General features: G+C 47.8%; 14 protein-coding genes. 8 read left to right on the top strand and 6 right to left on the bottom strand.

The annotated features are described in order from the left end of the window. Positions 1-105 precede the first annotated feature (105 nt). Positions 106-2,019: an alkaline phosphatase D family protein gene (locus K0504_RS14120; protein ID WP_220104793.1), complete on the top strand. Its 1,914-nt coding sequence runs from the start codon at positions 106-108 to the stop codon at positions 2,017-2,019. Positions 2,020-2,054: 35 nt separating this feature from the next. Here the strand turns inward: K0504_RS14120 and K0504_RS14115 are convergent, their stop codons facing one another. The 5 genes from K0504_RS14115 to cysK form a co-directional block, all read right to left on the bottom strand. Next, on the bottom strand, positions 2,055-2,801 hold the full coding sequence (locus K0504_RS14115) for a substrate-binding periplasmic protein (protein WP_220104792.1): 747 nt from the start codon (positions 2,799-2,801) through the stop codon (positions 2,055-2,057). A gap of 112 nt (positions 2,802-2,913) precedes the next feature. Further along, positions 2,914-3,405 carry a phosphatase domain-containing putative toxin gene (locus K0504_RS14110; protein ID WP_220104791.1) on the bottom strand — a complete coding sequence of 164 codons (492 nt, stop codon included), beginning with the start codon at positions 3,403-3,405 and terminating at the stop codon, positions 2,914-2,916. A gap of 38 nt (positions 3,406-3,443) precedes the next feature. Continuing rightward, the gene (locus K0504_RS14105; RefSeq protein ID WP_220104790.1) at positions 3,444-4,463 is read right to left on the bottom strand and encodes an SGNH/GDSL hydrolase family protein; all 1,020 of its coding nucleotides are present in this window, start codon (positions 4,461-4,463) and stop codon (positions 3,444-3,446) included. Positions 4,464-4,607: 144 nt separating this feature from the next. After that, entirely contained in the window at positions 4,608-6,278 is a 1,671-nt protein-coding gene (gene asnB / locus K0504_RS14100) for an asparagine synthase B (protein WP_220104789.1), read from the bottom strand. A gap of 268 nt (positions 6,279-6,546) precedes the next feature. After that, positions 6,547-7,509 carry a cysteine synthase A gene (gene cysK, locus K0504_RS14095; protein WP_220104788.1) on the bottom strand — a complete coding sequence of 321 codons (963 nt, stop codon included), beginning with the start codon at positions 7,507-7,509 and terminating at the stop codon, positions 6,547-6,549. A gap of 378 nt (positions 7,510-7,887) precedes the next feature. Between cysK and K0504_RS14090 the strand changes: the two genes are divergently transcribed. The 7 genes from K0504_RS14090 (at position 7,888) to amt (ending at position 19,421) form a co-directional block, all read left to right on the top strand. Beyond that, complete coding sequence (locus tag K0504_RS14090) at positions 7,888-9,111, top strand: cation:proton antiporter (RefSeq protein ID WP_220104787.1); 1,224 nt, start codon at positions 7,888-7,890, stop codon at positions 9,109-9,111. Positions 9,112-9,242: 131 nt separating this feature from the next. Further along, on the top strand, positions 9,243-9,998 hold the full coding sequence (locus K0504_RS14085; RefSeq protein WP_220104786.1) for a sulfite exporter TauE/SafE family protein: 756 nt from the start codon (positions 9,243-9,245) through the stop codon (positions 9,996-9,998). Between the two features lie 81 nt (positions 9,999-10,079). Further along, on the top strand, positions 10,080-10,445 hold the full coding sequence (locus tag K0504_RS14080; protein WP_220104785.1) for a diacylglycerol kinase: 366 nt from the start codon (positions 10,080-10,082) through the stop codon (positions 10,443-10,445). Positions 10,446-10,568: 123 nt separating this feature from the next. Then, on the top strand, positions 10,569-11,759 hold the full coding sequence (locus K0504_RS14075) for an efflux RND transporter periplasmic adaptor subunit (protein WP_220104784.1): 1,191 nt from the start codon (positions 10,569-10,571) through the stop codon (positions 11,757-11,759). Beyond that, positions 11,759-14,905 (top strand): efflux RND transporter permease subunit, encoded by a 3,147-nt coding sequence (locus tag K0504_RS14070; protein ID WP_220104783.1) that lies wholly within the window; start codon positions 11,759-11,761, stop codon positions 14,903-14,905. The genes K0504_RS14075 and K0504_RS14070 overlap by 1 nt, the downstream gene beginning before the upstream one ends. Positions 14,906-14,947: 42 nt before the next feature. Further along, entirely contained in the window at positions 14,948-16,138 is a 1,191-nt protein-coding gene (locus K0504_RS14065; RefSeq protein WP_220104782.1) for a tetratricopeptide repeat protein, read from the top strand. A 238-nt stretch (positions 16,139-16,376) separates the two neighbouring features. Next, complete coding sequence (gene amt / locus K0504_RS14060) at positions 16,377-19,421, top strand: ammonium transporter (protein WP_220104781.1); 3,045 nt, start codon at positions 16,377-16,379, stop codon at positions 19,419-19,421. A 90-nt stretch (positions 19,422-19,511) separates the two neighbouring features. Here amt and K0504_RS14055 read toward each other — a convergent pair whose 3' ends face one another. Beyond that, positions 19,512-20,513, bottom strand: a complete 1,002-nt coding sequence (locus K0504_RS14055) for an acyltransferase family protein (protein ID WP_318837982.1) — start codon at positions 20,511-20,513, stop codon at positions 19,512-19,514. Positions 20,514-20,679: the final 166 nt, after the last annotated feature.

Below are 20,679 nucleotides of genomic sequence, written 5' to 3'. Positions count from 1 at the left end.
AATCGTTTTACATCTCTCAACTTGCATCTTGCTGTCATCTGACCAACAGTGAACACAGCGATGCGCCACGCTGATGGGTTAACAGGGCATTATTAGGAGAGGTGGATGACAACGGATTCCAAATTAGAATTGGTCTTGGCTGGACCTATATTACGCCACGTTTCAGCATCCCATTTTGGCTGTTGGTTGGTGACGTCTGAGGCCGTTCGTTGTCGTGTTTTGTTGAAACCCGAGCAAACTGATGAAGTTGATTTTCCACTTGATGAACACATGGTCAGCTATCAGGCCGCTGCAAACTTGTGGATTCATCAAATTCAATTACCGCTAAGTACACCGCTGCCTGAGCAAGGTTGGGTTGACTATCAATTACTGTTGCAACCTCAGGGGCAACAAAATTGGTTGGGACTTGCTGACTGGGGCCACGACAATCTATGTTATTCAGCACGCAGATCGCTCGGCTTCTATTTGGCTCCCAAGGTTACAAAATTACTTCATGGGTCGTGCCGTAAACCGCATCATGATTCCATCGATGGCTTGGTCGAAGCCGATGCCTTACTGGCGGCTAAACCTGTACAAGAGTGGCCACAATTATTGCTGTTAAGTGGTGACCAAATTTATTGTGATGATGTGGCTGCGCCCATGTTAAGGGCGATTCATCAAGCAATTAGCGAGCTTGGTTTTACTGGCGAAGACTTGCCTCAATGCGCTGTGTCTTCATCTGACGCGCTGCATCATCAACAGCCAAACTATTTTAATCGCAGTGAATTGCTGCCGCTAACCCACTCTGGTCAAGCTGTAGCAGATAAGATTTTCAAAGGGGTGAAGAAACCAATTTTCACCTCTGATAATGCTGAAAATCACCTCATTAGTTTGGCCGAAGTTGTCACCATGTATCTGATGGTTTGGTCGCCAAGCTTATGGCAGGCCAACAGCACTGCGCTGCCGCCGGAGTTATCTCAGCAACTCAGCGCCGATGAGCTGTCTTTGTATCAACAACAGCAAGTCGTCATTGATCGGTTTGCCGCAGGGCTAGCCAATGTACGTCGATTAATGGCGCATGTGCCAACGGCAATGATTTTTGATGATCATGATGTCACCGATGACTGGAATTTGAGTGCGCGTTGGGAGCAAATTGCCTATGGCAATCCACTCTCTAAACGCATTATTGGTAATGCGTTGCTGGGATATTATTTGTGTCAGGGGCAAGGTAATCAGTTAACGCTGCTTGCAAATGACCAGCAACAACGAGTGCAAAAGGCATTAGACGACGTCGGCCAAGAGGCACATCAACAGGTTCTTGAAACACTCTTTGCCAAGTCTGATTGGGGCTATAGCTGGCCCACCACACCCACTTTAGTGGTGTTGGATACTCGCACCCAGCGATGGCGTTCGGAGCGCTCTTTTGATAAACCGTCTGGTTTGATGGACTACGAAGCGATTGTGGCGCTCCAAAGCCAACTCGAGCAGCTTCCCGCAGCGATTGTTGTTTCACCCGCTCCGGTATTTGGGGTGAAGTTAATCGAGGCGATTCAACATGTGTTTACTTTTTTCGGCAAGCCATTGATGGTTGATGCTGAAAGCTGGATGGCTCATCCTGGTGCGGCCAAAGCGCTGCTCGATATGTTCAAACACCAACATACGCCCGAGCGGTTCGTGATCCTCTCTGGTGATGTGCACTATTCGTTTATGTTTGCGGTGCGACTCCGCCATCAGCAGCAATCGTCTGACATTTGGCAGATCACCAGCAGTGGCATTAAAAATGAATTTCCCGACAGCTTGCTACGCATTTTAGATCGGTTGAACCGCTGGATTTACTCACCTAAATCGCCGTTGAATTGGTTTACCAAACGTCGAGATATGGCGATTGTTCCCTACCTGCCAGAGTCGCGAGAAAAAGGGCGCCGGCTACTTAATGCGGCGGGAATTGGTTTGGTGGAGCTGGATGAACAGGGCGCACCGATCAATGTTTATCAGCTGTGTGAAGGCGGCCAATTGGTTGGGTTTCAGCCTCGCAAGTGATAACTGTGGCGGCCAATTGAATCGGCGCGCTGCGGTTAGTCAAAACTTTGATTCGGCGGCGTTACACCATATTTTTTATAGTATTTATCGATCTTTCCATTTTTACGGTATTCCAGAATGGCAGCGGCTATCTCTTCGCTGTATTGGACGTTATCTGACGCTTTGGGAATGCTGATGTACATGTAATTGTTGAATGAGTCGACGAAGTCCAATTTTTCAAAGCGAGCCGAAAATAAGTGTTCGCTATGAGAGCTCGAACTAACTGCCACGTCAATTCGGCCGATATCGAGCATCTTAAGTAACTGAGGTGTTTTACTGACGAGCACTAATTCTCTGGTGTCGAGGGTTGAAAAGGTTGGCGAATAGAAATGACCACGAATCGCGCCAATTTTTAGTTTGCGTAACTCGTCATAGGAGTTCACATCCGATTTGAACTTAGGCGATTTATAAAACGACAGCTCGCGAGTGAAATGGGCATAGGGAATCGGCACTAAAAACAGTTCCCGCTCTGGCGTCATTGAATGGCGAATGAGCAAATCAACCGTGCCTTTCTTGCCATATTCAATGGAGCGGATCCAAGGCACTTTATACCAAGTAATTGAATGGCCGAGTTCAGCCAACACGTCAGTGACTAAATCCGGAATAATGCCAGCACACTTATCACCAGCAAAGTAGAGCTCGGGCGGATAATCACGGCAATGGGCTTTAAATTCTGCAGCAGAAGCGCTGAGAGAGAATAGGATTACAAGGCTGGTAAATGCAACGGTTAGGTTTTTTATCATGCCAAACTTCGTAACTAGGGCGTCCGTTCAGTATAGACTGCGCAAATTACTCAGCAAGTGAAAAGTGCCCACACGCTAAGCAGTATGGGCGTTAGATCGGCATTCTGAATTATTATGCGAGATATTGTTTGAGGTACTTAACATGAGGAGGAAGAGTCAGTGACTTTTCCTTCACGGCTTGGACTCGTTCAACAATCTCGTCATAGCCAAGGCCAAGTTCGGCCAAGATCAAGCTAATCATCAAACCGGTGCGGCCAGTTCCGCCTTTACAGTGAACAGCAATGGTTTTATTCGCTTTGGCAGCTGCCACAACGGCAGCTTTTTCGTTGGCCCATTTTAATTGGCATTCTTGGTCAGGCGCGCAATCATCTTCCACTGGGAAATGAAACCATTCGATGCCCAGCGCAGCACATAGCTCTGGCAAAGCGGTGACTTCATTTTTAACCATTTCTTCGCTTGGCATCATGGTAATGAGCACTTCGGCGCCAGCTGCTTTGAGGGTTTGCAATGAATCTTGCAGTGACTGCTCTTTGGTTCCTGGGCAAGGCGTAAAAAGTAAGCTTAATTGGTCAAGTTTGAGTGTTTGAAATGGATGTGAACTCATGATTTTCTCTAATCTTGTTGTGGTTTACGTTAAACAGTTTACCAACCCATTGTGTCAGCAATGTGGTTGGAAATAATCTCGGCCATATGACGGTGTTGGGCCAAATTAGGATGAGAATCGCTGCCAGATAGTCCGTCAATGAGTGTTTCAATTTCGATAAACTCGCAAACAATGCCCAACTGTCTTGTCTCGGCTACAACTTGTTGCAAGTAGCCTTGCTGTTGCTGCCAGTCATCAACCATGCGATTCGGGCCAAAGATGACGAAAAATTTGGCGTCAGGATGATGCTTAGCTAATTGTTGGATAAAGCCTGTGTAGGCGTTGACGAACTTGGCCTTTGTCGGCACGCCTGAAACAAAGTCATTGGTTCCTAAGTTAATGACCACGGCATCGGCAGGTTGTTGCGAATAATCCCAATCAGTTTTACTGAAAAAATGAGAACGATTGTAAAAGCTTGGTACAGCTCCCGATTCATTGCCATCAAAGCGTCGAAAGATACCTTCACCGGAATAGGCAACAACACTAACGTCAGCGTTTAGATGCCGACCAATAAGTGCTGGAAATGCCATGCAAGCGTTTGATTGCGATGGGTTATAACCTTGGCCATGGCCCTCATTACCGTAACCACAGCTGATGGAGTCGCCATAAAACTCGATTAATCGTTGCCGCGGCTTCGCTGTTTCAATTTCAGGTTGACGGTTGTCACTGTACAGAACCAGACCATCGAAACTACAACTGCCCGTCATCGACTCGGTGCGACGATAAATTTCTATGTCATGCAGCTGCTCATTTTGGCTCAACGAAATCTGATACTGCTTCTTTGATCGCTCCACGCACAGCGTAGTATGGAGCTTACCATTGGCATACACATCGTAATAATTTGGCAGTGGCACAGGGCCTTTCTGGCTTGTTATCAGCAGGAGCAGTGACTGGCAACGAACTCGGATCCGCAGGCCTGATAAAGGCCATGAATGGACTGCCTGTTTTGGGTTGGAGCGGTCGCAGTGGCCCAGATAACAAATGGCAGGATGATTGGGAGTAATGGTCAACTGATTCATGCTAGTTAGTTCGTGTCATCGTTACGCGCGGTAATGTATGAAATTTGCCCTTGGTGCATGTTGATTTAAATCCAGATCTTGGTTGCCTTAAAAACAAAAACGCCAGCATGTGCTGGCGTTTTTTATCTTAATGCCCAATTGGCATTAATCGTAAGACTCGTTGTGCACACCAACGGTACGACCTGATGGATCGTTCAGGTTCTGGAAGCTTTCATCCCACGCCAATGCTTCTGGGGTAGAACAAGCGACAGACTTACCATGTGGTACCGTTTGCAGCACGGTATCAACCTTACCAAAATGCTCTTCAAAGATACGGCGATAGAAGTAGGCTTCTTTGCTATCTGGCGTATTGATTGGGAACTTGTATTCAGCGCTAGCCAATTCTTGATCGGTTACTTCTGAATCGGTCATTTCTTTTAAGGTATCAATCCAGCTGTAACCCACACCATCAGAGAACTGCTCCTTTTGGCGCCAAGCAACGCTTTCTGGCAACAAGTGCGCGAATGCTTCACGTAAGATGTGTTTTTCCATTTTACCGTTTGAGCCGCACATCTTATCAGCAGGGTTAATACGCATGGCCACGTCCATGAACTTCTTGTCCAAGAAAGGAACGCGAGCTTCTACGCCCCAAGCTGACATGGCTTTGTTGGCGCGTAAGCAATCGAACAGGTTTAGCTTGTCGAGTTTACGCAGTAGTTCTTCGTGGAACTCTTGAGCATTTGGCGCTTTGTGGAAGTACAAGTAGCCACCGAAAATTTCGTCAGCACCTTCACCAGACAACACCATTTTGATGCCCATGGCTTTGATTTGGCGAGCCATCAAGTACATTGGGGTTGAAGCGCGAATGGTTGTCACATCGTAAGTTTCGAGATGATAGATAACATCTCGAATGGCATCCAAACCTTCTTGTACCGTGAAGTGAATTTCGTGGTGCACGGTACCAATGTGATCGGCAACTTTTTGAGCTGCAATCAAATCCGGCGAACCTTTTAGGCCAACCGCAAACGAGTGAAGGCGTGGCCACCAGGCTTCGGATTTCTCATCATCTTCAACACGACGTTTTGAGAATTTCTGCGCAATGGCCGAAGTTACTGACGAATCTAGGCCGCCCGACAGCAATACGCCGTATGGAACATCAGACATCAAGTGACTTTTCACCGACTCTTCTAATGCTTCACGCAATTCAGCAACCGAACTTTCGTTGTCTTTAACGGCATCGTGGCTGTGCCAGTCACGGTTGTAGTAACGGGTAAACTCACCCGTAGTGCTATCTAAATAATGGCCAGGAGGGAAGGTTTCAACGCGGTTACAAACGGGCGTTAGCGACTTCATTTCTGAAGCTACATAGAAATTACCGTGCTCATCCCAACCAATGTATAGCGGAATAATACCGATGTGATCTCGGGCGATTAGGTAGCTGTTTTTCTCTTCGTCATATAAAACGAATGCGAACATGCCATTGAGCTTGTCGATGAAGTTAATGCCATGTTCTTGGTACAGCGCCAAGATCACTTCACAGTCAGAACGTGTTTGAAATTGGAAGTCGATGCCTAAATTTGCTTCGAGTTCTTTGTGATTGTAAATCTCGCCATTGACGGCTAACGCATGTGTTTTACTCGGATTGAGCAGCGGTTGAGCACCATTCTCGACGCCGACAATAGACAGGCGTTCGTGGGCCAGAATGGCATTGTCACTGGTGTAAATGCCAGACCAGTCGGGGCCGCGGTGGCGCATCAACTTAGAGAGTTGAAGCGCTTGTTGGCGCAGCTCGGAGACATCAGATTTGATGTCAAGAATACCGAGAATTGAACACATACGTACTCCTTAAGAATTTCTTTCCAAAAGTGAGGGGCCAGGCTCACATTTCGTTGGCGCAGGCCGCATGGCAGCGGCTTATAATCGAATTATATAGACAGGCCACTTTGCACCATTATTGGTTAAGGCGCAAGCATTCAGGTGGGGTAGAAGTGACTTTTTATTCATTTATTCGCATAAACATGCGAAAGCCGTTGAAAACACAAAAAAAGCGACACCGGAGTGTCGCTTTTTTAATCAACTAACGTTGCTTTATAAGACGAAGGCGTTACTGGACGTTTTCTTGTTCAGTAAAGACGCCAGCGAACAATGCGCTCGATAGGTAGCGCTCAGCAGCACTTGGCAAGATAACGACGATTTTCTTATCTGGGAATTCTGCTGACAAACGCTGTGCTGCAACAACCGCTGCACCAGAGCTAATACCTGCAAGAATGCCTTCTTTGTCCATCAACTCGCGAGCTGTGGCAATGGCATCTTCGCTGCTCACTTGCTCAACACGGTCAACCAAGTCTAAGTCGAGGTTACCCGGAATAAAGCCAGCGCCAATACCCTGGATTTTGTGAGGACCAGGCGTCAATTCTTCACCAGCTTTTGCTTGGGTGATTACTGGTGACTCAACAGGCTCAACAGCAACAGACAAAATGTCTTTACCCTGCGTTTGCTTAATGTAACGGCTAACACCAGTAATGGTGCCGCCTGTACCAACGCCTGCGATGAAGATATCAACTTCACCATCGGTATCATTCCAGATCTCTGGGCCTGTTGTTTTAACGTGAATTTCTGGGTTAGCCGGGTTTTCGAATTGGCCCAAAATCAGGTACTTGTCTGGATCGCCATCGCGCAGCTCTTCAGCTTTAGCAATGGCACCTTTCATACCTTTTGCGCCATCGGTCAGTACCAAGTCGGCACCCAACGCTTTGAGCAACTTACGACGCTCCAAGCTCATGGTGTTTGGCATGGTCAAGATCAGCTTGTAACCGCGAGCCGCCGCAACGAATGCCAAGGCAATACCTGTGTTACCACTGGTAGGCTCAACCAATACTTTGTCTTTGGTCAGCAAACCTTTTTCTTCGGCATCCCAAATCATGTTGGCGCCAATACGGCACTTGACTGAGAAGCTTGGGTTGCGTGCTTCTACTTTAGCGTAAACATTGCCGCCTTCTACCAAGCGATTTAGTTTAACCAGCGGTGTATTGCCGATAGTTGCTGAATTATCTTCGTATACGTTCATACCCAAGTCCTTGAGCCAATTTACATTAGATTGAGAGCTAGCATAGGCGGTAAAACCCGAGCTGCAAAGTCAAGTTTGTTATAACGATATTGCTCATTACTTTACGCTTACCATAACTTTAAGAAATATAGCTTACCAAAGGCAATTAGCGGCCGAGCGGATATCAAATTCTTTTTGCGCGACATGTCGCCGCAGCAGCTAAGTTTAACCTTGCTGATGCGAACAATATGGAGCCGAGGCGCCCCTTTATTTACTCCCGACAATTATTTGCAACCGGCAATGAGTTTGCCTTAATTCCGCTTATTTAGGCGTTTCGGTGTAAATGGCTTGATGAGGTGGACAGCAACGGGTTGCTTCAACTGAACAGGAGACGTCATCTTGTATCAAAACTTAGCGTTGTTGGCGGCATTTGCTTTTATGTATAGCGTCGTGGCGGGTGGCCTTGCTCGAACTTGGGTTAATGGTGCTGTTGTGTTCACCTTATTTGGTGTGGCGCTTGGGCCGTTGGGATTGGGCTGGCTGCAACTAACGCTCGATGCAAACGGTATACGGCTCATCGCCGAATTAACGTTAGCCATGGTGTTGTTTACTGACGCCGCGCATGCCGATTTAGGTGTACTCAAGCGCAACGTTCGCATACCAGAGCGGCTGCTAATGTTGTCGCTACCGCTCACCATTCTGTTTGGATTTGCTGTTGCTTGGCTGCTGTTCGATCATTTGTCGATGTTGGAAATGGCGATTCTGGCCACCATGCTTGCGCCAACCGATGCGGCGCTGGGCAAAGCGGTCGTTAGTGACCCTTCGGTTCCAGCACCAATTCGCGAAGGGCTCAATTTTGAAAGCGGGCTGAATGATGGCATTTGTGTGCCCATATTATTTTTGTTGCTAGCGCTTGCCGAAGGGCAGCGTGGCGATCACGGCATTTCTATACTGGCCCTGCATTTAATGGCCGAAGAAATTGGCATTGGCGTGCTGGTCGCTATGGTTGTTAGTGTGCCCGGCGCTTGGCTGCTAAAGCGTTGCAGCCGTCATCAATGGCTTGAAGAGTCTTGGTTGCAAGTGCCCGTTGTGGCCATGGCCGTTACTTGTTTCGCGCTAGCTCAGGCGTCGGGAGGCAGTGGTTTTATTGCCGCTTTTATCGGTGGCTTAGTGTTTGGTTGGTTGACGAAACATCACCCACTGAAACATGTAATCTTGGAGCGGGCCGAAGGCGTTGGCGACTTATTCTCTTTAATCACTTGGGTTGCCTTTGGGGCCGTTGTTATCTCGAAATCGCATTCAGCGTTTGACTGGCACATTCTGTTGTACTCAATACTGAGTTTGACCGTCATTCGAATGCTGCCAGTTTTTGTTTCGTTGGCAGGCTTAAAATTAGCGTTAGGTGAGAAATTGTTTATTGGTTGGTTTGGCCCCCGCGGGTTAGCCAGCATTGTGTTCGCCGTGATTGTTTACAATAGTGATCTGCCCGGAGTGCACACCATTAGCATGACCGTGGTTTGCACCATTATTCTCAGCGTACTGTTACATGGTTTAAGCGCGACACCTTTGGTGGCGGCACTGGCACAGCGTGCCAAAGGCCACGCTCAAACGGCGAAATCTTGATTGGCCGATAACTATTTAGCGTTGGTAAGGCGTTGCTAGCCAATGACATTTTCCACTGAAAATGTCATTGTTGTTGGCTTGGCATCTCATATAGGGTTAACGCTCGTTGTTCCCGCGCAGAAGGATTTGTTATGGCCGCGCTGTTTGGTCTGTTTGTTATTTCTCTTATTGCTAATACCTTTTCTGCATTTTCCGGTGGTGGTGCCGGTTTGTTGCAATTTCCCGCGCTCATTTTTCTAGGGCTTCCATTCGCGGTCGCGCTAGCAACGCATAAAGTGGCATCGGTCGCCCTTGGTGTTGGTGCCGCTTTTCGTCATTACAAAGAACGCAATTTACATTTGCAGTTGTCCATCCTGATGGTCGCGGCTGGTGTGCCAGGTGTGTTATTGGGAGCGTGGGGAATTTTGGCGGTTCCTGAACGGTTAGCCACGTTGGCGCTTGGAGGCCTCACCATTGCGCTCGGTGTCTATTCCGTCTGCAAGCCTAAACTGGGAACCACCAATGAATTCCAACAACTGAATCAGTCGCAACTTGTTATTGCCGGAACGGGATTATTTGTGATTGGCATTCTTAACGGTTCACTGACCTCGGGCACGGGGTTGTTCGTCACGTTGTGGTTGGTCAGTTATTTAAAACTCGATTATCAACGCGCTGTGGCCCATACCTTGGTTTGGGTTGGCATGGTTTGGAACGGCACCGGAGCAGGGCTGTTAGGGTTTTTAGGTCAAGTCCACTGGAGTTGGTTGCCTGCACTGCTGTTAGGCTCATTGCTGGGTGGCTACCTCGGAGCTCACCTGAGCATTAAAAAGGGCAATACCGTCATAAAACGTGCTTTTGAGACCGTCACTATCTTGGTGGGGTTAGCGCTCCTATTCAAAGCTTTTTAATCGACGTTTAAACGCGACACGAAACTGTCATGAATAGCTACTAGTTTGGTTGTTTTTTTCTGACATGGATCGAGGTTGCTTATGAATCAACGCAAAGGATTGGCTCGCATTATTGCAGCCACAGGCTACTCCTATAAAGGCGTCAAGGCCGCTTGGAAACACGAAGAAGCATTTCGACAGGAAGTGGTGTTGATGTTGCTCATGGCGCCATTGGCATTCTGGGTTGGTGACAACTTTGCCGAACAGATGATTTTGTTGGGCAGCGTGGTGCTGGTGGTGGTCGTTGAGTTATTAAATTCTGCCATTGAAGCCATTACCGACCGAGTATCTACCGACTATCACAAACTGAGCGGACGCGCCAAAGATATGGGGTCTGCAGCTGTTTTTGTTGCACTTTTTCTAATGATTTTTGTCTGGGGCGTTAAGATTTATCAACTATTGATGTAGTCTGTATACAATTTTACTGCCGCGAAGGAAGTCACGTGGCGTAATAACCTCCCGCATACTGTTTTTAGCCAGCATGGCTAATGCGTTAGCAGGTCGTATAGTTTTCAATCAGGAGGATTGTTTTTGCCTATTCGTTCCCGTCTGCTGAAAGCCGGTTTACCGGTGCTTATTCTACTTTTGTGTCTTGTCGTAACCTTCATCATGATCCAGGGCCAAGATGCCCCTGAGCAAGAGCAACAAGTACGCAAACCAATGTTGGTTGAAGTCATTTCCGTGAGCCGCCAGCCGGTGGTGTATACCATCCGTTCGCAAGGTTCGGTGATGCCTAAGTTTCGGAGTGATTTAACCACTGAAGTGAGTGGCCGAGTTGAAGCCGTTTCCAAAAACTTTGTTGCCGGTGGCTTTGTGCGCAAAGGTGAAGTGCTGGTGCAATTAGAGCAAGCCGACTATCAAACTGAGTTGAAAGCCGCCGAAGCCACACTTTATGGTGCACGAGCTGCTCTGGAAGAAGAAAAAGCTCGCGCCAAAGTGGCGGAAGAAGATTGGCGCCAGTATTCAGCCGAAGAGATCCCAGAGCTTGGGCTGCGCAAGCCCCAGTTGGCAAAAGAAATGGCCAATCTTAGCTATGCTCACGCCCAACTTGACCGCGCCAAGCGCAACTTAGAACGTACCCAAATTCGCGCGCCATATGATGCTATTTTGCGGACCAAAGAAGTTGACGTGGGAGAGTTCTTGTCGCGCGGCACCAATGTCGCAGAATTGTTTGGTACCGACGTGGCTGAAGTACGCCTGCCAATAACCGATACTGAACTTGCCTACCTCGAATTGGGTGACGATCCCTCCGCTGCAACGGTTCTTTTAACCAGTAATATTGGCAATAAACAGTTTGAATGGGCTGCGAGGCTGGCTCGTTCGGAAGGCATTATTGACGAACAATCTCGCTTTATTTATGCCGTTATCGAAGTCGATGATCCGTACCTTCGGGGCGCTAGTAACGCTGAAAATCAAACGTTATTGCCTCTTAAGTTCGGCCGTTTTGTAGGCGCTGAAATCGTCGGTACCAGTGAGCGAAACATGATTCGATTGCCCCGTAAAGTGGTTCGAGGTGGCGATCAAGTGGTGGTGGTTACACCTGAAAATACCGTGGCGCGACGCACCATTGTGGTCGAGCGCTCAGAACGCGATTATGTTTACGTCCGAGACGGATTAGACGATGGTGAACGGGTTGCAGTCACACCCATCGCAAGTTTACCAAATGGCTCGCCAGTGAGAGTTTCTGATGATACCGACGTAACAGAAGCCGGAGCTGAGTAATGAGCCAACCTCCAATCCAACGTTCCACCGGCATTATCGCTTGGTTTGCTTACAACCCGGTTGCCGCAAACTTGCTCATGGCATTAATTGTGATTGCCGGTTTGTTGTCGCTGTCGACCATGCGCAAACAGGTATTTCCTGACATCGAATTTAATGCGGTGATGGTTCAGGTGCCATACCCAGGCGCGGCGCCTCTTGAAGTGGAAGAGGGCATTAATATCAAAATCGAAGAAGCGATTTCTGATATTAACGGCATCAAAAAAGTCACCTCAACCGCATCGGAAGGTATCGGCAGCATCAATATCGAAGTAGACGATGATTTTGATGTGCAAGAAGTGCTGGATGAGGTCAAGGTTAATGTCGACGCCATCATCAGCTTTCCGGAAAACGCTGAAAAGCCCATTGTGTTTCGGATCAAACCCACGCAAGAAGTGATGTGGCTGTCGGTTTCTGGTGATCTTGAAGAAGCCGACATGAAACGCGTTGCCAATGAAGTACGCGATGAAGTCGCCAACCTGCCAACGGTCAGCTCTGCCAAGTTATACGGTGCACGCGATGATGAAGTGGCCATTGAAGTCTCCGAAGCTGACCTACAAAAATATGGCATTACATTTGATGATGTTGTGTCAGCGGTGCGTCGGAGTTCGATTGATTTACCGAGCGGCTCAATTAAGTCAGATGCTGGTAACATTCTGCTGCGCACCAAAGGGCAGGCATATACCGGTGAAGATTTTTCCAACATCGTATTGCTGACGCGCACCGATGGAACTCGGCTGTATTTGCGTGATATTGCCATCGTCAATGACGGCTTTGTTGAAGAATTGAATTATGCCCGGTTTGACCGGCGTTACAGTCTGACAATTCAAGTTAGCGCGGTGGGTAATCAGAATGTGTTAGAGATTGCCGACGACGTGCGCCAGTACGCGGCTGACAAGCGTGCCGAATTGCCGCAAGGCGTTTATGTTGATGAATGGGCGGATGTGTCGTTTTACTTGCAAGATCGGCTCGATTTAATGATTCGAAACATGCTGTACGGTGGCATTTTAGTGTTCTTGGTATTGTCGTTGTTTTTGCGTCTGAGCTTGGCATTTTGGGTGATTTTGGGGCTACCGGTGTGTTTTCTCGGTACGTTCATGTTGATGCCTACGCCGCCTGTTGATCTATCCATCAATATGATCAGCTTGTTTGGATTTATTTTGGTGCTTGGGATCGTGGTGGATGACGCCATCATTATCGGGGAAAGTGCCTGGTCGGAAGTCGAAAAGAACGGCCATACGTTAGAAAATATTATTCGCGGCGCCCAACGCGTGGCCATGCCCGCAACCTTTGGCGTGTTAACCACGATTGCGGCGTTCTGGCCAATGCTAATGGTTTCAGGGCCGTTTGGTGTTATATGGAAAACCATCGGGCTAGTGGTGATTTTATGCTTGGTCTTCTCGTTGGTGGAATCAAAGTTGATCTTGCCTGCTCACTTGCAACATATGAAAGTGAAGAAGATCGATCGCAACCACAGCAATCCGATTTATCGTTTTCAGGCTCGGTTCGCCGAAGGCATGAAGCGCTTTGTTACTCATCAATATCAACCTGCACTAAAGCGCGCGCTAGAGTATCGCTACGTCACTATTGCTAGCTTCTTCGGCATGTTTGTATTGGCCATCGGCTTGATTGGCAGTGGCAAAGTGCGCTGGGAATTCTTTCCGAATATTCCATCGGATTTCATCATGGTGAATGTCGACATGGTGGAAGGTAGCTCTGATATCGCCACGATTCGAGCACTGGAATCGTTAGAAGAATCCTTGTATGCGATGGACAACGCTGTTTTTGAAGAGCATGGCTATCGAGTAGTGCGCCATAACAATACTTGGATGGAAAGTGCCTTATCAGGCGCCATGGTGGTTGAGTTACTCAAGAATGAAAACCGCGATGTCGATGGCTTTGAAGTGGTCAAACGCTGGCGTGAGTTAACCCCTGAAATTCCCGGTGTGCGAGTGCTTGATTTTCAAGGTTCGACCAACAAAGGCGCCGGCGCCGATCTTGGCTTTCAGCTGAGCGGTAAGAATATGAGTACGTTGCAGGCGGCTGCCAAAGACTTAAAAGCGAAGTTACACAGCTATGTTGGCGTGTATAACGTGAAAGACAGCTATTCTGGCGGTGCTCAGGAAATTACACTTGCGGTGAAGCCGGAAGCTGAAGCATTAGGGATCTCGCTGTCAGACTTGGCAAAGCAAGTCCGTTATGGCTTTTATGGGGCCGAAGCTCAGCGTATTCAGCGTGGTGATGAAGAAGTCAAAGTGATGATTCGCTATCCGCGCGAAGAACGTAGCTCCATTGGCCATTTAGAAAATATGCGAGTGCGTACCGCTAGCGGTCAAGAAGTGCCGTTTGCCAAAGTGGCAGACATTACCATTCAAGATGGTTATTCGGCGATTACCCGCATTAACGGTGTACGCGCCATTGATGTTAGTGCCTCTATTGATAAAGCAACCACCGAATCTGAAACCGTCCGCAAAGACATTGAAGAAGACTTTATGGCGCTATTGCAAGAGCGCTACCCTGATGTGAAATATGGTCTTGACGGCGCTAGCCTAGAAGAGCAAGAGGCCATGTCCGGATTACTGCAAGCCTTTGCTGTTGCCTTGGTGGTGATCTTTGCCCTGATTGCGATTCCGCTAAAATCATATGCGCAGCCTTTGATTGTGATGTCGGTCATTCCATTTGGCATGATTGGCGCCATTGTTGGTCACTGGGTGCTAGGCATCTCCGTCAGTGTACTGTCGCTTTGTGGCATTGTTGCCCTGGCTGGTGTTGTGGTGAATGACAGCTTGATCATGGTTGATTTTGTCAATCGAGCCCGAGCTGAAGGTTTGCGTTTGTACGATGCTGCGCTAATGGCGGGCGGTCAGCGTTTTCGCGCCATTGTGTTGACGTCATTGACAACTTTCTTTGGTCTCATTCCGATTGTTCTTGAACGCAGCCTACAAGCTCAAATTGTGATTCCAATGGCTGTGTCGCTGGCATTCGGTATCTTATTTGCAACCGTGATTACACTATTTATGGTGCCATGCCTCTACTTGATTTTAGAAGATATCAAGGCGCCATTTCGGCGCAATAAAACCACATTAGATGCGACTCAAGAAAACGCGTAATTAACCTCGTTTGGGGTTAAAGCAACTGGCAGGGAGCTAGTTATGTTTTGTTTAATACCATTTTTCCTACGCGCCATCAGATTTCCAGAGCTTGTGTTGGCCGTCGTGCTGATGACTATGGTTGGATGTGCTGCGCCTAAACCGCCAGCGCCGCAACAAACGCCACCGCTGACTTATGACGCCAGTGCGTTTACACAACAAGATGTCATCGCAGAAACGGACATATTTCAGCTCACTGAAAGCCAGACAGCCGATTTCCTCAACTATTACCATGCGCCGGAGCAGGCCGAAACTGCCGGCCATAAACGTTTGTATCATTACTTGGAAGAAAAGCTGTCAGGCTTCGACTTTAAAGGCCAAACGTATTCGGCTGACGAAGCCTTATCCCGACAAGCCGGTAATTGCCTATCGCTAGCGATTTTAACAACGGCGCTTGCTGATTTAGTGACCATAAAAGTGAACTATCAACGTGTCAATGTGGCGCCTATCTTCCGTCGCTATGACGACATTATGATGTTGTCGAGCCATGTACGAAGCCACGTCTATGATCCTAATTTTGTAGCTAATCCCGGAGCGATGACACTGATCAAGCCGAAAATTGTCATAGACTATTTTCCTCAACGCGGCGACGTGTCTGGCAGCAGGGTTCTACCGGCAGATTTTATTGCTATGTTTTACCAAAACTTAGCGGCTGATGCGCTTATTCGACAGCAGTACGATCGAGCATTTTCACTCATTACCAAAGGATTGGAAATTTCGCCGCTTAATCCAGAATCGCTTAATATGTTGGCCGTGCTGTACAGTAAAACTGGGCAGCGCCAACAGGCAGAATTGGTGTATCGCTACGCTTTGAATTACTCGGAATTTTCTACCAACTCAGTCAACAACTACGCTCGCTTGTTAACCAATCAGGGACGGCATGCGGAAGCGGAACTTATCATTGAGCAGTTTCCATTAGCCACTGATGACAATCCCTATCGTTGGATTGATATTGCCGAAAATGCGCTAGCGCAGGGGCATATCGACAAAGCGATTGATGGTTTCAAGCGAGCCAATAATTTAGCGCCTTACATTCACGAAGCGTATTTTGGTTTGGCTAAGAGTTATTATCGGCTCGGCAATCTTGAACAAGCCAATGAGGCCATGCAACTGGCTCATCAATATGCTTATACGGACCAAGAAGAAAGTCTATATCAGGCTAAACTTCGCGTTCTTGAACAACACGACAATTGATCTGTTTTGGTGCATTTGATCGCCAAGCGACTATTTCTATGGTGCACCAAACTAACGGCACTCTATTAACTGACTGTTAATTAAAAATTTCATTAATCAAATCAATTAATTAGCTAATTCTTATTTACGTCTGTTTTGCCCTATTTAGCGGCGCGCTTTTTGCAATAAAAATGATCATTTAGCAGGGTTTAATGTAACCAATGGCCTGCTAATGCTGTTAAGTGCTCCGGAGAAACGAGTGGAATATTCTTGGTTATTGATCGCCTCAGTGTTGGTGTTTTTCATGCAGGCGGGCTTTTTATGTTTAGAAACTGGGAAAATTCGCAGTAAAAACAGTATTAACGTTGCCGCAAAAAACATCGCAGATTTCATTGTGGCCGCCATTATCTTTTGGTTATTTGGTTTTGCACTGATGTTCGGCCAATCCAACGGCGGGCTCGTTGGCTTTTCCGGTTTTGCGTTTGGCGCGGAACAATCAGCACAGCAAGTCAGTTTCTTTATTTTCCAAATGATGTTCTGTGGTACCGCAGCTACCTTGATGTCGGGCGCCGTGGCCGAGCGTATGAGCTTTCTTGGTTACCTCGCTGCCGCCATTATTCTTTGCGCCATCATTTATCCTATTCCGGGCCATTGGGCATGGGCCTCGATTTATCAAAATGGTAATTCAGGCTGGCTTGAAGCGCTTGGCTTTGTCGATTTTGCAGGTGCGAGCGTGGTTCATGCCGTTGGCGGATGTGTCGCACTCTCTGCCATTCTGATTATTGGCCCACGCCAAGGGCGGTTTGAACAAAACAGCCGTATTCCGCAAGGTAGTAATCTGCCGATGTCGGTGCTGGGTACCTTGTTGATCTGGCTTGGTTGGTTTGGCTTTAACGGTGGCAGCACCTTGGTGCTAAATGACCAAGTTCCGTTGATTTTGTTGAACACTTGTTTAGCCGCCGTTTGGTCTGGTGTTGTTGCGGCGATTTGCCACTATGTTTGGCAGCGTTATGTTGATGTTGGCGCCATTCTCAATGGCGTGCTTGCTGGCTTGGTGGGTATTACCGCCGGTTGTCATGCTGTTGCGCCCAGTGAGGCCATGATCATTGGGATGGTGGCTGGCTTAGTGGTGTTTTTTGGCACTCGTCTCATTGCTCGATTAAAGATAGATGATGCCCTTGGTGTGGTTCCGGTACATTTATTTGCTGGCATTTGGGGAACGTTGGCGGTTGCGATTTTCGGTGATTTGAACAGCCTCGCGACTGGGCTCGACCGTGTCGCCCAGCTGGGCGTGCAATTGCTCGGTGTGATGGCCATTTGCAGTTACAGCGTGATTGTCAGTTACGTCGCCTTGCGGCTTTTGAACCGCTGGTTGCCGTTACGAGTGTCTGCAAGCGACGAGCTGCAAGGCATGAATATTTCCGAACATCGAGCCTCAACCGAGCTAATCGACCTGCTTGGCTCCATGCATCAACAACAGCGTGATGGTTCGTTTTCAGAGCCAGTACCGGTTGAGCCCTTTACCGAAGTCGGCCAAATTGCTCGCCAGTACAATGACGTGATCGCTAAAGTTAATGACGAGATGGGTAAGCGCGATGATGCCATTGATCGTTTCCGCTCCAGTGAGATGCGCAAAAGCGCCATTCTGGACTCGTCGATGGATTCGATTGTGACCATCGATTTATTGGGGCGAGTACTTGAATTTAACCCTGCTGCAGAACGCACATTTGGTTACTTGAAGCGCCATGTGACCGGCAAAGACTTCATTGAGTTGTTCATTATTTCGGATCAACAAGCTGCCGTTCGAGAAAGCCTCCAGCATAAATTTTCATCTTCTTCGGGCTTGCTTCGTAATCGCCGAAATGCTTTTACTTTAATGCGTAGCTCTGGCGATCAATTCCCCGCAGAAATTACGGTTACGGTGACTAATTTAAGCGACCGTAGCAATGAATTTACCTTGCATGTCCGTGATGTGACGCGTCAGTTAAAGCTGCAAGAAAAGCTCAAACAACTGGCTTATAGTGATCCGCTTACGGGTTTGTACAACCGAACGTACCTCATGGACTCGCTGATCCGAGCCTTAGAGCAATCCGTTAGTTTTCAAGAACAGGTAGTGTTGTTCTTCCTCGATCTGGATCGTTTCAAAACCATTAACGATACCTTGGGGCATCGCGCCGGTGATGACTTACTGTGTGAAGTGGCCAACCGCCTGACTCGTGTCACGCGCAGCAAAGATATAATCGCTCGCTGGGGCGGCGACGAATTTGTTGTGTTGGTGACAGGGGCGTTTACCAGCACAGCAGCGTGTGACAAGGCACAAGCTATTTTGGATGTGATGCGCGAACCTGTGCAGCTCGAAGGGCGTGAACTAAAAATTCCAACCAGTGTGGGGATCGCCATTGGTGATAGCGGCCTGGCAACGGCCGAGCAATTGATGCAATTTGCTGATTTGGCCATGTACAGCGCCAAACAACGCGGCCGCGATAACTATCAACTTTTCCACCCAGACATGGCCAAAACTGCAGCGCGAAACTTCGATCATGAGCAGGAGATGCGCAAAGCGATTGCCAGTCAAGAACAGTTCTACATGGTGTATCAGCCTAAGGTGCTCAATGATGGCGCTATTGTTGGCCTAGAGGCACTTATGCGTTGGCAGCACCCGAAAGAAGGGTTGATTTCTCCTGCTGAATTTATTCCTTTGGCGGAAGAGTCCGATCTAATTATTCAACTGGGTGAATTGGCGATTGATGATGTGCTTAAGCAAATGCATGGCTGGCGCAAAGCCGGTTGTGAGCTGGTGCCCGTGTCGGTCAATATCTCTGGTCGACATATGGTTTCTGGCCCCTTGGTTGAGTACGTCAAAGATCGATTGGAGCATTATCAAATTGCTGGCGATTTACTGGAAGTTGAAATAACCGAAGGTGTGCTGCTAACCGATGTTGAGCGTTGTATTGATGTGATGACGGCATTAAAAGCACTGAACTTGAAGTTGTCGGTTGATGATTTTGGAACCGGCTATTCGTCATTAAATTACTTGAAAAAACTGCCGCTAGATATCCTCAAAATTGATCGCTCATTTGTTGATGAGTGTGCCACGACAGTCGAAGATGGCCAAATTTGTACCACCATCATTAGCCTGGCGCAGCACCTCGATTTGACCACGGTCGCCGAAGGCGTTGAGAGCCCAGAACAATTAGCGTTTTTGCAGCTCAAAGGTTGCAATATCTATCAGGGGTATTTGTTCCATAAGCCGACGACGCCAGAGCACATCAGCACCTTACTCGCGCAGCAGGTTGTAGCCTAACGGACTGTATTACTGCTATTGGCACGGTGTTGAGATGGGTAATAGAAAAAGCTCCTGAACTACTCAGGAGCTTTTTTTATGGTCTACAGATTATTTGGCGACAGCCTTTTTGGGGCCGCGATAATTGTCTTTACCGACGATGTAGTGACCAAGCGGAATGTTGTTAAACGATCGAACGATCACAATGGAGGTGATGGTGGTCATGATGAATAACAGTGGAATAGACAACCAATAGTTCAATGACTCCATGGGTAAGTAGGTGGTGTAAATCACAATGACGGGCCAGTGCACCAGATATATGCCGTAGGACGAGCGACTAACCGTCTGTACCCACCAACGATCGCCAAACTTTAATCCCACCAATAACAACACGCCAAACAGGCTGATGGTAAGTGGAATGTTCTCGAATAATTTTGAATGGACGAGCTTGCCATCGTAAATGAAATTGGCGGTGGAAATGGCAATACTCAATATCGCTAGGCCGTAGATAAGACCGGTATTTTGTTTAATAAATGCGATAACTTGCTGGTAGTAGCGGCCAATAAAGTAACCAAAGCAAAAGAACGCGGCCCAAGTCGTGAAGATGAATTTGTAATCGCGATGATCGATATGTGGAGTGACATATTTGTAGTGGAAATAAGTGATGAAACTGGTCAGTAAAATAATACTAAGCTGACTCAGTTTGAACTTCACGATTGCCATGTGCATCAGGTAGAACTGCACAATCACAATGACAAACCAGCCGTGATATTTACCCAACAAGTAGCTGCCAAGGCGCATCGGATCGAAGGCTTCTCCAACCACAAACACTTTCACCAATTCGGAAACAATGGCGAATGCGATAAATGGTGCAACGATAAACTTCAAGCGTTTACCAAGAAAAGCGTCGGGCAAGCTTTGATGGTAACTGCGGGCGATTAAGGTTTCTGACAACATCACAAACGCCGGCGTAGCGAAACACAACAGCACTCTGAAAATGTCATAAATATCGAGCATGGTAACGGGGACGGTATCACGCAAGAACAACATGCAGTGCAGCAAGGTAATGGATAAACAAGCGCATGCTCGCACCATGTTGAATTCGTGATTGATTTTCTTGGTGGGTTTAGCAACGGCAGTGATAGCGAAATCTCCTTATCCCAAAGCTTATCGATAACAGCGGGTATTGTTCAGGCAAGTGCTTGATTAAGTTATTGGTAGCACGAAAGCCCTAGTAGGGCAATGACAGTCAGCTAGGATAGCCGCTGCAGCAACCATC

This window comes from Neiella holothuriorum (genome assembly GCF_019457915.1).
Lineage (GTDB): Bacteria > Pseudomonadota > Gammaproteobacteria > Enterobacterales > Neiellaceae > Neiella > Neiella holothuriorum.
Note: the sequence above shows the minus strand (reverse complement) of the source record. Positions and strands in the feature narration are given on the sequence as shown.

Coding starts and splice junctions, on each gene's coding strand:
- K0504_RS14120 (WP_220104793.1), top strand. CDS start 106: ATGACAACGGATTCCAAATTAGAATTGGTCTTGGCTGGACCTATATTA.
- K0504_RS14115 (WP_220104792.1), bottom strand. CDS start 2,801: ATGATAAAAAACCTAACCGTTGCATTTACCAGCCTTGTAATCCTATTC.
- K0504_RS14110 (WP_220104791.1), bottom strand. CDS start 3,405: ATGAGTTCACATCCATTTCAAACACTCAAACTTGACCAATTAAGCTTA.
- K0504_RS14105 (WP_220104790.1), bottom strand. CDS start 4,463: ATGAATCAGTTGACCATTACTCCCAATCATCCTGCCATTTGTTATCTG.
- asnB (WP_220104789.1), bottom strand. CDS start 6,278: ATGTGTTCAATTCTCGGTATTCTTGACATCAAATCTGATGTCTCCGAG.
- cysK (WP_220104788.1), bottom strand. CDS start 7,509: ATGAACGTATACGAAGATAATTCAGCAACTATCGGCAATACACCGCTG.
- K0504_RS14085 (WP_220104786.1), top strand. CDS start 9,243: ATGGCCGCGCTGTTTGGTCTGTTTGTTATTTCTCTTATTGCTAATACC.
- K0504_RS14080 (WP_220104785.1), top strand. CDS start 10,080: ATGAATCAACGCAAAGGATTGGCTCGCATTATTGCAGCCACAGGCTAC.
- K0504_RS14070 (WP_220104783.1), top strand. CDS start 11,759: ATGAGCCAACCTCCAATCCAACGTTCCACCGGCATTATCGCTTGGTTT.
- K0504_RS14065 (WP_220104782.1), top strand. CDS start 14,948: ATGTTTTGTTTAATACCATTTTTCCTACGCGCCATCAGATTTCCAGAG.